Genomic DNA, 9,530 nt, shown 5'->3' on the forward strand with positions numbered 1-9,530 from the left:
TGCTTCAGCCGCCGATCATCTGACGGCGCACCAGGGAGTCCCAGAGACGGGTGGGGATGAACCGTTGGATCAAGGCTGATTCCGACGAGCTGCCGCAGCGGTAGCGCGGGCTTGGATCAGCATCCGTGAGAGCGCGCTCGATGCAGGCGGCCACCACCTCAGGATCGGATCCTTGTCGGAAGCCTTCGCCCCACGCTTTCGCGACGTTGCGCATCATCGATCCCCACACCGGATCATCGCCGCCGGCCTCGAGTGATGGCTTGCTCACGGCTTCAAACCCTGTGCGGATCAATCCTGGCTCGATCACCACCACCTTCACGCCGAAGCTCTGAAGTTCCATGCGCAGGGCGTCGCTGATGGCTTCGACAGCGAATTTGCTGGCGCCATACCAGCCGGCCCCCGGCGTCACGAATTGTCCTGCGATGGAGGAGATGTTCACAATCCGGCCCTGACCGCGCTTGCGCATCGCCGGCAGCAGCGCCTGGGTCAGGCCCATGAGCCCGAACACATTCACGTCAAACATCGCCCGTGCCGCATCAAGCGGCATGGTTTCCATTGGACCGATGGATCCATATCCAGCGTTGTTCACCAGGGCATCCAGGCCTTCGTGCTGGTCTGCAACTGCATCACTCAGTGCTTGTCGTGATCCCGGGTCCGTGATGTCGAGCGCATGCACGAAGGCACCGCGGCTGCGCAGGTCCTCCATGGCATCGACCCGTCTCGCGGCTGCATGCACAGTCCAACCCCTCCTCAGCAGACGCAGTGCTGTGGCGCGACCGATGCCGCTGGAAGCGCCGGTGATCAGAACGGTTCCAGGAGTTGTCATTCCTCAGCCCACGCCGCAGGCAATGCGCGCTCCACCACCACCCAGGGGTGGTGTGTCGCTGTAGGTGTCACCACCGGCGTGCACCACCAGGGCCCGTCCACGCAGATCGGCGGTGCTCAGGCGCGGGGCGACCACGGTGGTTGTGGTGTTGCCATCGGCATCCACCACAAGCCTGCTCAGGTCGCCGCGGTGACCATTCCCGAATGGCCCGAGATGGGTGTTGGTTTCGTCGGGGTCCCAATGCCCTTTCGCCGCGAGGCCCGCCACCATCACGCCTTCGGCATTCAGAGCTGCATCGCAGGAGTCGCCGGCGTGCAGGTGGAATCCGTGCTCACCCTCGCTCAATCCCTGGAGTGATGGCGTGATCACCAGACCCTGGTCGCTGTCATGGGCCTTCACGCTGCCGATGGGGTCTCCAACCCCCTCAGCGCTGATGGCGTGGAGTGTCACCTCCAGCGAACCGGCCGAGGCCTGGCCTGGCACGCACAACACCAGGATCAACGCGATCAGGGGTACGAGACGCGGCATGGAGAACGTCCAAGTTCTCTCATTGTCGTTCAAACGGCGCTAGCGCTGTGTCGGCAGCGGTACCGCTTGGAAGTCAGCCACCAGAGCTGGGCAGGTTCTATTGGCAATCCGTTGCGCCTGTCCCTTGCGGTCGTTCTGGATCGGCTGCCGGCGGAGGCCATCGCCTTCGATGTCGAAGCTGCGGTTCACACAATCGAGGCTGAGTTGGCGCAGGCGATACCAACCATCGGGCCTGGCTTTGCCGACCTGCTGCAAAGAGTTCGCACAGCGGTCGGCTGAGCCCAGCGCACAGCTGGCAGCTCCAAACAATCCGGAGAGGATGTTGCCGGCGATCTGCCCTCCCCGCTCGATTTCAAAGCGATACACGCGCGCTTGAACCCGTTTTGAGGGCGCGTCTGGGTTCGCTGCCCGCACTTTGGAAAAGGTTTCGGCCGTGTCCATCACCCAACCTTTCTGGCGTTCGGGAGAAACCCCTTCGGCTTCCACTCCGGCAATGAACGCGGTGTAACGCGCTTTCGGATTGTTGTGCGGAGATTGCAGATGAAAGTCGCCAATGCTGAAAAACAGATTGGCTGCATCAGTGAAGTCCTTCACCGAGAGCGCTCCGTTGTCCATCAGCCAGGCCAGATAACGACCCGCTCTCCAGTCGGCAGCATTTTCTTCGCGATTGCTGAAGGCCCCACGCGAGGAGCTGTGATTCACATGGTGCCCCCATTCATGGGCAAGGATCGTGAGTGCGACGAGGCGTTGACGCACATTGCGGCTCAGCGTCTGACGTTTGCCGATGATCCGTGGCTCAAGAATGATCTCCGACGATTCGGGGCAGTAGGCATTGCGGGCTCGGGCTCGGCCGCAAGCTGAAAAGCGAGAGCCTCGAGGAAGCAGCGTCACGCGCTGCATCTCCGGAGCTGCGTCGCTGGCCAGATGCCGCCAGTACAAATCGAGCAGCTCATGGTGGGTCTGGACGTAGGCGGCCTGCGTTTGCCCTTCGGTGATGTCCACACGGAAATCACGCACGAAACCGAGACGTTCCTGAATGGCTGGGGAGTCGACCGTGATGGGGGCCGGCGGGCTTGTGGCGGCAGCCAGAACTAGAGCAGCAGAAAGAATGGTCATGGGATGGCAACGGCGTAACGATCCTCGCGTCCGGCCTTGATGGCCATGGAGCGATCGGCCACGCTGGAGATGACCCATCAGGTCGCACCATGAAACGCTGGTTTCTCAAGGTTGCCTTTCGCATCGGTATGCCGCTTGCGCTCTGGCCACTGAAGCTTCTGGATACACCGCGCTCGAAAGCCCTGCGCTAAGCACCTTGGTGTTCCGCATCAACCAGCGCTGCATCAACTGCGGCACGTGCTGGCAATTCGATCCCGATCATTTCGCCCCTGAGGGTGAAAGGGCATGCGTGCACGCGCAGCCCGTTGGCCAGGAGGCCACAGAGCAGGCGCTTCTGGCTTTGCAGGCCTGCCCTGTGGCAGCGATCGAAACCGAGCGCCGCCTGCTCCAGACCACGCCGGTGGATGGCTTTCCTGCTCTGATCAAGGAGCATCCCGAGGGAACGATCTACTACTGCGGCTGGGCGTCGCGGCACAGTTTCGGCGCCTGCAGTTGGTTGATCACCCGGCCTTCCGGAAACGTGATGGTGGATGTTCCGCGTTGGAGCGCGGCTCTGGCCCGGCGGATCCAGGCCCTGGGTGGCTTGCGCTTCATCGTGCTCACCCACCGCGATGATGTGGCAGACCACGCGCGTTGGGTCAGCGCGTTGGGTTGTGAACGCTGGATTCATGCGGCGGATGCGCAGGCGGCCTCGGAGGCGGAACACCTGATCACAGGCGGCGATGCGCTGGCGATTGCCGAAGGCTTCCAGCTCATCCCCACGCCAGGGCACACCGAGGGATCGCTCTGCGCATTGCTGGGGGACGCACGCGCTGTGCTCTTCAGTGGCGATCACCTCTGGTGGAACCCCGAGCATGCGGTGGTGGTGGCTTCAGAGCGCTACTGCTGGTGGGATTTTGCAACCCAGCTTGCGTCTGTGGAGCGGCTGCTGAACCTTGATGTGGCCTTGCTGCTGCCTGGGCATGGCCGCCGGCATGCTTTTGCACCGGGAGCCTGGCGGACCGCTCTTGAACAGACCCTGCGCTGGAATCGGCGCCATCATGAAACCTGATCAGGACCAAGCGATGCAGGCTGTTTTCAACGGCACGGTGATTGCCGAGAGCGACGACATCGTGATGGTGGATGGCAATCCCTATTTCCCTCGCGCGTCGATGCACGCCGACTACTTCCGCGACTCCAGTCACATCACGGTGTGCGGTTGGAAAGGCACCGCCCGCTACTGGGATGTGGTGGTTGGTGATCAGGTGATCAGCAATGCGGTTTGGAGTTATGAGTCTCCCAAGCCCGAAGCAGAACAGATTCGCGAGCGTTTCGCTTTTTATCGCGGCAAGGGTGTGGAGCTGAGCTGAGAATTCAGCATTTTCGCTGCCGGCGGCTTGCCTTGCGCGTGCCCCCGTACTGGTATCCGGGTTGGCGTTCAACCCGCAACCAGCACTGCGGGCAGATCAAGGTCCAGTTTTTGATCAGATTGCTGCGCACGCGGTAGTGCACCGGGCCAGGGCTCTGGCACAAGGCGCAGGCAATCATCTGTGTCTTGTGTTGGCTCTGGCTCACCGCAGGCGTGTCGTTGGGGTGGGGCATGCACGGCATGGCTACCTTGCAGAAGCATGCATCGACCCATGAGCAAGGCCACAAAACTGCTGATGGCGCTGGATCGAGTTCTGCTCGCGATCGACGACTTCGGCGACGAGCCTCTGAGCGAGATTGACGCTGTGCTGACCCGGCTTGAACCCGAAATTGAGCAAGTGGAGAGCAGGGGCCGTGACAAACACCAGGCTGAGATTTACGTGGCCAGGGATCGCGCCTCCGTCAAGGTTGAGGTTCTCAATCGGGTGATGGAGCGATGCCATCAAAACCGTTGATGGCTGGGCTGATTTGTGCGTGATTGCTGAAGAGCGCGTTCGTTGTCTTGGGGATCTCGACAGGATTCGATCATGTGGACCTCCCATCCCGATCGACGCCAGAAACCACGGATTTCCGGCGCTCAGGGCTGGTTGATGAACCGGCAGGAGGGACTTGTCGTGCGCTTTCAGCAAGCCATGCCCACGTCCCATGCCGAGTGGGTCTGGGTGGAAACGGGGCGTCTGATTGCACCAGGCCAGGCCACGCCTGAGCACCGCAGACGCATGTTGCTCGTCAACGCCATCAAAGCTTTCGAAACGATGCGTCTGACGGGTTGGGAGCGCACCATCGCCCATTGGTAATCAGACCAACAGCAGACCTCCCATCCGTCCGCAACCTAAATGAGAATCATTCCCGCCGATTCTTCATGTTTTGTTTGTTCGAACACTGTTCTTTTGGATACACATCGATCGGATGATTGGTTAAAAAGTGAATGTGGAAGTGAAACACCTTCCAATGCGTCGAGCGGGTGAGCTGAGGGGCTTGCCCATTTTTTTGCTCACTGATCGCGCCAGGGATACCGCCCTTCCTGAAGCAGCACCTTGAGATTGCGCTGGGCGATGGCTGCCGTGGCAGGGTCTGCCCAGCGTTCGAGCAGGGGGATCGCACTCTCAACGGTGGCGGTCTCCTCGCTGTGCAGCAGTGGCATCAACCAGAACTGACGCCGGGCGCGTTCCGGTTCGCTTTGAATCCAACCCCGCCGCAGTGCCTCGCGGCTGAGGGTCACGGCGCGTGCATCCCCTGCAAAGGCTTGGGCCTGTCCGCGCCAGACATGACGGCTGAACTGATCCAGCAGCAGAACCAGCGCGAGTGCGGAACACGCGTCTTGCTCCCAGGCGATCAGACCGCCTGCTTGCGCCGATAGGCACAGAGCGCCGAAGCGATCTCTGATGCGTTGATCGAAGCTTGGATTGCGCTTGAACCACTGACAAGGGCGACAGTCTTCAAACCAGAATCGGAGAATCGCGTCGGAATCTCGCTCCGGTTCAGTCAGAGCCACGCACCCGCTTCACGGCCAGGCCTGCTTCGCTGGCTGTCACTGCCGACAGCAGCACAAGTCCGAGAAGCCCGATCAACTGATTCTGGGGATCGGCGTCTGGCTCAGCGTTCAATCCCAGAGCTGCACCGGCAACAAACCAGGCGGTGGCCACTGCCGAGGTGAGCCAATAAGCCTTCCAGCGGCGTTGGTAGAGATACCCCGCACCCAGGCCTGGAACCACGTTCAACACCACGGCGACCCATCCGGCGGATGCCGCAAGGATTTGCTCCGGGCTGGGACCTGCGTTCGATTCCGGTGTTGTCATGCCTTGCTCCGGCTGGCAGCGGCATAGGCCACGGCGCCACCGGCAACGAGGGTGAGAACGCCGGTGCTCAGGAGAAACCCGGTCAACATGATCAAGCCGAGAAAGGAGCCGAGCAGCGACATCTTCACGCGCAGAAGCTTGGACTTGATCAGAAGCACCAGCAGCAGCGTCACTGTTGCCTTGAGGCCTGCGATCTTCGCGGCGCTGATCGGGCAGAGGGGAAAGAAGGGGGGGAGCATCGACGGAGGGTGCACAGGGGTGCGACTCTTTCACTCTGACGTGTTCGCTCGTTCGCTGTGGCTCAATGTCTGCGATGGCTTGTCTTGAACGTCGTGCTTCTGGTTGGCCTGGCTGTTGCCTCAACACCGGTCTCAGCGGCCTGGATCTGTGATGGCGATCGACTCACGGCGGAACCACTCACCCTCGGACAGGACGCCATTGGTGTGACGGAGTCTCCGCTGCCCAATAGCGCCGCAGGCACCGTGCCGGGTGATGGGGTGTTGCTCCACTGGCGCGGCGTCACCCTTCAGCTTCCCCGCACCAACAATGCAGGGACTCCGAGTTACACCGATGGGCGTTGGTGGTGGCAGGTGGAGGATCCGCTGCACCCCGACTTTCGCGAGCGGCGCGGTGCCGTGATCAGCTACGCCTGCGACGCCTCGGAATGAGCTCAGGCTGCAGGAGCCAAACCCTGAAGCAGCAGGTATTCGTACACCGTCACAGCCAGCACCACGAGTCCGATTCCACTGAGAAGTAGTCGTCCATCCATGGTGGTGTCGGCTCAGCCGCAGTGGGCTCAAGATCGCTTCATGATGGTGTTTTGCGCAGCTGCGTGCACGACCCCCGTTGGATTCTTGTTGCTTGGGGGGTCGTGGCTTTGGCGGCGGCCCTGCGTTTCTGGCGCATGACGCAGCCTTTCCGGGCCGGATTGTCGGCGCAGAATCGCTTGGGGGCTACCGATCTCGATCAAGCACGGGCGTCGTTGGAGCGCTCCTGGCGACAAGGAGAGCGTCACGGCTCCAGCTGAGCATCGCTTTCAGCGCCATTACATTGAAGGAATGAATCCATCGATGTCACGCCAGCAGATCGAAGAGGAGCTTGAGCAGGCCCGGGCGATGGGGCGCTGGCTCAGCGACGAGGAACGCGATCAGCTGGCTGCGCAGAAGCAAGGTGAACGCCTCGCTCTCGAGCGCGATCAGCACTTGCGCAAGCGCCTCATGGTGTTGACAGGTGTGTTCCTGCTGATCCCACCGTTGTGGCCCGCTGCTGCTGGCCTTGCGGTGTATCTGCTCTTCCCGCAGTCATTCCGTCGGCTGATGTTGTTGGCGGGTGGAAGTCTTCTGGTGCTCCTCGCCCTGGGCGTGGGCACTGTTGGGATCGCTCTGGCGCTTCTCTGGGCCGTTCTGAACTGACGCTCACAGCAGCGTCAGGATCTGTAGACATTGTGTTGTTCGGCACAGACGGCTGTGCGTTGCATCATTATCAGCTGGTCCGCGCGTGTGGTGACGCAGACCGCGGACGAGGGCTCACCTCTCGGATGCATCCGGGGGCGGAGTCTTCATGGTTGGAGCATCCGGGTCAAAGTCGACCGGTTCAGTATCCTGGTTTTGGATCATGTCCTCGTCGTCCAACGTGGCCGCAGCAGGGATGGCGCCCGTGATGAGCACAAGGCAGGCCGTGATGATCAGAGCTGCAGGATGACCCAGGCGAGTGAGCAGCCCACGACGAGGGATAGGACCCCCAGGAGTGCCCTCCAGAACCTGGGATCGTTGGGTTGAAACACCAAGCACGTCAGGCGCAGCTGTGAATCAGTTTGATCGAGCCGTTGTCCACCTGGCGGAGAAGATCCGTGCGCAGGCGTTGGTCCTGGTCGTCGAGTTCTTGAAGCATCAACACCGAGCGATAGCTGTCGACGCTGATGCGACTGTGCAGCTTGGCCTTCAAGTACAGCTCAACCATGGTTGAAACCTTTCGGCATCAACGCTAGTCAACGCCAACTGGGCGGCGTGATGGAACGAGCGGGCTCCTTCGGCCTGTCTTCCTGTCTTCAGCGCATCAAGGGGGGCGGTCCCTGGCGCATGATCCAGCTGGTGGCCGCTTTCTGGGTCTGCCAGGCCTGCATCAGTTGCTTGGCAAGCTGCCGAAGTTGATCCGGATCCTGAGTGGTGTCGAGAGCTCGGTTGAACTGCTCGATCTGAAACCGTTGTTCGGTGCTGAGTTGAATGCTGCCGTTCATCGCGATCTCCGGTTGCGGATGCACGCAAGGTACGGGTCTTAATCAAACGATTTGTTGCAAATCACACGCTTGCACCCGTCTGTCAGCAGTCGCGCACCTGCAATTTGTTAAAGCTCAAAGGAGGCCGCGGTGTTGCACAAAGCGCTGGATCATCGCCCAGGAGCCCAGGGTCACCTTCAGGGCCACCAGCAGATTCAGCAGCGGAATCCAGCCTCCGCTCAGCAGGCTTCCGAACTCACCAGCTCCTGGCGATAGTCCTTCGAGGGCCAGAAAGGAGAGAACCACAAAACCCATCACCGCCGCCTTTTCCCAAAGATCTGCATGCCAGCGTTCGTGGAGCCGGCGACTGCGTTCACTTCCGCCGCTGATCAGCACCAGACCGATGGCGGTGCCGCCGGCAACCCCTGCGGCGAATCCACCGCCCGGGCTCAGGTGGCCTCGCACGGCCAGCTCAATTGCCACGAGGGCGGCCAGCGTTGCCACCTGTTCGCAGACCACGCGCGAGGGAATGTCGCTCAGGCTCCTGATCCGTCTCCGAAGAGGTTCGTCATGCAGCAGCATGCGCACACCGATGGACGCCAAGGTGAACACCACCACTTCGCCGATGGTGTCGAACAAGCGGATGTGCAAGATCACCCCCGACACCAGATTGGGCACGTCCCCCTCGGCCGCCAGCCCACGGATCAGCTCACCCATGCCCCCCACCTGAGGTAATGGTCCCGTCAGCGGTGCCGCGAAGAGGGCGATGGCAGCCAGCACATAAAGCCAGATCATGGGATCTGCTCCTCTGGTGTGATCAGCACCCCACCGCTCTTGCGCCAATGCTCGAAGCCGGGGGTGTTCTGGAGGCGTTGCTTCAGGGATGGCTGCAGGATTGTGAGTCGACCTTGATCCTCCAGCCATCCGTGGGGGGCTGCGCCCTGCCGAACCAGCCTCAGTCGCAGGTGCATGGGCTGAATCCATTGGTTCAGAACCTGGGCTTCAGCGTCGGCTGATGGCTCCATTTCGGTGCTGCGCCGATCCTCGAGGCGGAGGGTCATCGACGAGCGCAGAGCAATCACATAAAGGGTGGTGGACAGCAGGGTTCCCACCATCGCCTCGGTGAGAGCCACATCCGGTGCACCCAGGAGCACATACAGCAGTGTGGCCACTGATCCAAAGACGCCCCGCAGCATCAGGGCCTGATAGGGGTTGTCCTGGCAGACCATCAGCACGGACACCAGCGGAAGCAACGCGGTGATCGGCAACAGCAGCCCGAGGGAGCCTTGAAGACTCAACAGGGAGAGATCGAAATCAGGAAGCATCACCCAGCTCCTGCGCTTTGGCATTCAGCCGTCGGCTCTGGTGAACCCCCCGGGCGACCACGTACCCAAAGATCGTGTTCCAGAGCATCAGTCCCAGCATGGCCAGGCCGTAGAGAGGCCACCAGTCGGGACGTCGAATCAGAAGCCCCAACAGCATCAGCAGCGACCCGAGGGAGTCGGAAACCGTGAGCTTGTGCAACCGGTCGAGCAGGGGACGCACCTCCAGCAGAGGCCAACTGCCCCAGAACCAGAGAAACAGTCCCGCAAACAGCAACAGCAGGCTTGCAGCCTCCTTCAGAAGCACAACACTCATG

At 61.4% G+C, this 9,530-nt stretch carries 19 protein-coding genes; 7 read left to right on the forward strand and 12 right to left on the reverse strand.

Annotated elements, in window-relative coordinates:
* Positions 1-4 precede the first annotated feature (4 nt).
* The 3 genes from SynBMKMC1_RS05465 to SynBMKMC1_RS05475 are packed head-to-tail and all read right to left on the reverse strand — an operon-like array spanning position 5 to position 2,470.
* Positions 5-826 carry an SDR family NAD(P)-dependent oxidoreductase gene (locus tag SynBMKMC1_RS05465; protein ID WP_186472992.1) on the reverse strand — a complete coding sequence of 274 codons (822 nt, stop codon included), beginning with the start codon at positions 824-826 and terminating at the stop codon, positions 5-7.
* 3 nt (positions 827-829) lie between these two features.
* Complete coding sequence (gene sodC / locus SynBMKMC1_RS05470) at positions 830-1,354, reverse strand: superoxide dismutase family protein (RefSeq protein WP_186472993.1); 525 nt, start codon at positions 1,352-1,354, stop codon at positions 830-832.
* A gap of 39 nt (positions 1,355-1,393) precedes the next feature.
* Positions 1,394-2,470, reverse strand: a complete 1,077-nt coding sequence (locus SynBMKMC1_RS05475) for a Zn peptidase (protein WP_186472994.1) — start codon at positions 2,468-2,470, stop codon at positions 1,394-1,396.
* A 199-nt stretch (positions 2,471-2,669) separates the two neighbouring features.
* On the opposite strand from SynBMKMC1_RS05475, the gene SynBMKMC1_RS05480 reads away from it, so the two are divergent.
* Both SynBMKMC1_RS05480 and SynBMKMC1_RS05485 read left to right on the forward strand, forming a co-directional pair.
* A complete protein-coding gene (locus tag SynBMKMC1_RS05480; protein WP_186473341.1) occupies positions 2,670-3,521 on the forward strand; it encodes an MBL fold metallo-hydrolase in 852 nt (283 codons plus the stop codon).
* A gap of 13 nt (positions 3,522-3,534) precedes the next feature.
* Positions 3,535-3,819, forward strand: coding sequence for a DUF427 domain-containing protein (locus tag SynBMKMC1_RS05485; protein ID WP_186473342.1), 285 nt, complete (start codon positions 3,535-3,537; stop codon positions 3,817-3,819).
* Between the two features lie 4 nt (positions 3,820-3,823).
* Here the strand turns inward: SynBMKMC1_RS05485 and SynBMKMC1_RS05490 are convergent, their stop codons facing one another.
* Positions 3,824-4,051, reverse strand: a complete 228-nt coding sequence (locus SynBMKMC1_RS05490) for a hypothetical protein (protein ID WP_186472995.1) — start codon at positions 4,049-4,051, stop codon at positions 3,824-3,826.
* A gap of 38 nt (positions 4,052-4,089) precedes the next feature.
* Between SynBMKMC1_RS05490 and SynBMKMC1_RS05495 the strand changes: the two genes are divergently transcribed.
* Both SynBMKMC1_RS05495 and SynBMKMC1_RS05500 read left to right on the forward strand, forming a co-directional pair.
* A complete protein-coding gene (locus SynBMKMC1_RS05495) occupies positions 4,090-4,332 on the forward strand; it encodes a hypothetical protein (protein ID WP_186472996.1) in 243 nt (80 codons plus the stop codon).
* 72 nt (positions 4,333-4,404) lie between these two features.
* Positions 4,405-4,674, forward strand: a complete 270-nt coding sequence (locus tag SynBMKMC1_RS05500; protein WP_186472997.1) for a DUF1651 domain-containing protein — start codon at positions 4,405-4,407, stop codon at positions 4,672-4,674.
* Positions 4,675-4,871: 197 nt separating this feature from the next.
* On the opposite strand, the gene SynBMKMC1_RS05505 is transcribed toward SynBMKMC1_RS05500, so the two are convergent.
* The 3 genes from SynBMKMC1_RS05505 to SynBMKMC1_RS05515 are packed head-to-tail and all read right to left on the reverse strand — an operon-like array spanning position 4,872 to position 5,915.
* Entirely contained in the window at positions 4,872-5,372 is a 501-nt protein-coding gene (locus SynBMKMC1_RS05505) for a DUF924 family protein (protein ID WP_186472998.1), read from the reverse strand.
* Entirely contained in the window at positions 5,359-5,676 is a 318-nt protein-coding gene (locus tag SynBMKMC1_RS05510; protein WP_186472999.1) for a hypothetical protein, read from the reverse strand. The genes SynBMKMC1_RS05505 and SynBMKMC1_RS05510 overlap by 14 nt, the downstream gene beginning before the upstream one ends.
* Positions 5,673-5,915 (reverse strand): hypothetical protein, encoded by a 243-nt coding sequence (locus SynBMKMC1_RS05515; protein WP_011932867.1) that lies wholly within the window; start codon positions 5,913-5,915, stop codon positions 5,673-5,675. Before SynBMKMC1_RS05515 ends, SynBMKMC1_RS05510 begins: the two co-directional genes overlap by 4 nt.
* A gap of 93 nt (positions 5,916-6,008) precedes the next feature.
* On the opposite strand from SynBMKMC1_RS05515, the gene SynBMKMC1_RS05520 reads away from it, so the two are divergent.
* The 3 genes from SynBMKMC1_RS05520 to SynBMKMC1_RS05530 all read left to right on the forward strand — a co-directional run bounded on the left by SynBMKMC1_RS05520 (position 6,009) and on the right by SynBMKMC1_RS05530 (position 7,088).
* Positions 6,009-6,344 carry a hypothetical protein gene (locus tag SynBMKMC1_RS05520; protein WP_011932868.1) on the forward strand — a complete coding sequence of 112 codons (336 nt, stop codon included), beginning with the start codon at positions 6,009-6,011 and terminating at the stop codon, positions 6,342-6,344.
* Positions 6,345-6,508: 164 nt separating this feature from the next.
* Positions 6,509-6,703 carry a hypothetical protein gene (locus SynBMKMC1_RS05525; RefSeq protein ID WP_186473000.1) on the forward strand — a complete coding sequence of 65 codons (195 nt, stop codon included), beginning with the start codon at positions 6,509-6,511 and terminating at the stop codon, positions 6,701-6,703.
* Positions 6,704-6,746: 43 nt separating this feature from the next.
* Positions 6,747-7,088, forward strand: a complete 342-nt coding sequence (locus SynBMKMC1_RS05530; RefSeq protein ID WP_011932870.1) for a hypothetical protein — start codon at positions 6,747-6,749, stop codon at positions 7,086-7,088.
* 379 nt (positions 7,089-7,467) lie between these two features.
* Here the strand turns inward: SynBMKMC1_RS05530 and SynBMKMC1_RS05535 are convergent, their stop codons facing one another.
* From SynBMKMC1_RS05535 to SynBMKMC1_RS05555, 5 genes are all read right to left on the reverse strand, one after another.
* Positions 7,468-7,635 carry a hypothetical protein gene (locus tag SynBMKMC1_RS05535; protein WP_011932872.1) on the reverse strand — a complete coding sequence of 56 codons (168 nt, stop codon included), beginning with the start codon at positions 7,633-7,635 and terminating at the stop codon, positions 7,468-7,470.
* 88 nt (positions 7,636-7,723) lie between these two features.
* Positions 7,724-7,912, reverse strand: coding sequence for a hypothetical protein (locus SynBMKMC1_RS05540; protein ID WP_041428805.1), 189 nt, complete (start codon positions 7,910-7,912; stop codon positions 7,724-7,726).
* A gap of 114 nt (positions 7,913-8,026) precedes the next feature.
* Positions 8,027-8,686 carry a Na(+)/H(+) antiporter subunit B gene (locus tag SynBMKMC1_RS05545; RefSeq protein ID WP_186473001.1) on the reverse strand — a complete coding sequence of 220 codons (660 nt, stop codon included), beginning with the start codon at positions 8,684-8,686 and terminating at the stop codon, positions 8,027-8,029.
* On the reverse strand, positions 8,683-9,216 hold the full coding sequence (locus SynBMKMC1_RS05550; protein ID WP_186473002.1) for a hydrogenase subunit MbhD domain-containing protein: 534 nt from the start codon (positions 9,214-9,216) through the stop codon (positions 8,683-8,685). The genes SynBMKMC1_RS05545 and SynBMKMC1_RS05550 overlap by 4 nt, the downstream gene beginning before the upstream one ends.
* Positions 9,206-9,529, reverse strand: coding sequence for a monovalent cation/H(+) antiporter subunit G (locus tag SynBMKMC1_RS05555; RefSeq protein ID WP_186473003.1), 324 nt, complete (start codon positions 9,527-9,529; stop codon positions 9,206-9,208). The genes SynBMKMC1_RS05550 and SynBMKMC1_RS05555 overlap by 11 nt, the downstream gene beginning before the upstream one ends.
* Between the last annotated feature and the right edge of the window lies 1 nt (position 9,530).

This window comes from Synechococcus sp. BMK-MC-1, from assembly GCF_014279955.1.
In the GTDB taxonomy this organism is placed as follows: Bacteria; Cyanobacteriota; Cyanobacteriia; order PCC-6307; family Cyanobiaceae; genus Synechococcus_C.

Bases quoted from the DNA above. Each gene is read 5' to 3' on its own strand.
- SynBMKMC1_RS05495 (WP_186472996.1), top strand. From the start codon at position 4,090: ATGAGCAAGGCCACAAAACTGCTGATGGCGCTGGATCGAGTTCTGCTC.
- sodC (WP_186472993.1), bottom strand. From the start codon at position 1,354: ATGCCGCGTCTCGTACCCCTGATCGCGTTGATCCTGGTGTTGTGCGTG.
- SynBMKMC1_RS05500 (WP_186472997.1), top strand. From the start codon at position 4,405: ATGTGGACCTCCCATCCCGATCGACGCCAGAAACCACGGATTTCCGGC.
- SynBMKMC1_RS05465 (WP_186472992.1), bottom strand. From the start codon at position 826: ATGACAACTCCTGGAACCGTTCTGATCACCGGCGCTTCCAGCGGCATC.
- SynBMKMC1_RS05540 (WP_041428805.1), bottom strand. From the start codon at position 7,912: ATGAACGGCAGCATTCAACTCAGCACCGAACAACGGTTTCAGATCGAG.
- SynBMKMC1_RS05485 (WP_186473342.1), top strand. From the start codon at position 3,535: ATGCAGGCTGTTTTCAACGGCACGGTGATTGCCGAGAGCGACGACATC.
- SynBMKMC1_RS05530 (WP_011932870.1), top strand. From the start codon at position 6,747: ATGTCACGCCAGCAGATCGAAGAGGAGCTTGAGCAGGCCCGGGCGATG.
- SynBMKMC1_RS05555 (WP_186473003.1), bottom strand. From the start codon at position 9,529: ATGAGTGTTGTGCTTCTGAAGGAGGCTGCAAGCCTGCTGTTGCTGTTT.
- SynBMKMC1_RS05515 (WP_011932867.1), bottom strand. From the start codon at position 5,915: ATGCTCCCCCCCTTCTTTCCCCTCTGCCCGATCAGCGCCGCGAAGATC.
- SynBMKMC1_RS05545 (WP_186473001.1), bottom strand. From the start codon at position 8,686: ATGATCTGGCTTTATGTGCTGGCTGCCATCGCCCTCTTCGCGGCACCG.
- SynBMKMC1_RS05550 (WP_186473002.1), bottom strand. From the start codon at position 9,216: ATGCTTCCTGATTTCGATCTCTCCCTGTTGAGTCTTCAAGGCTCCCTC.
- SynBMKMC1_RS05535 (WP_011932872.1), bottom strand. From the start codon at position 7,635: ATGGTTGAGCTGTACTTGAAGGCCAAGCTGCACAGTCGCATCAGCGTC.
- SynBMKMC1_RS05510 (WP_186472999.1), bottom strand. From the start codon at position 5,676: ATGACAACACCGGAATCGAACGCAGGTCCCAGCCCGGAGCAAATCCTT.
- SynBMKMC1_RS05490 (WP_186472995.1), bottom strand. From the start codon at position 4,051: ATGCCCCACCCCAACGACACGCCTGCGGTGAGCCAGAGCCAACACAAG.
- SynBMKMC1_RS05475 (WP_186472994.1), bottom strand. From the start codon at position 2,470: ATGACCATTCTTTCTGCTGCTCTAGTTCTGGCTGCCGCCACAAGCCCG.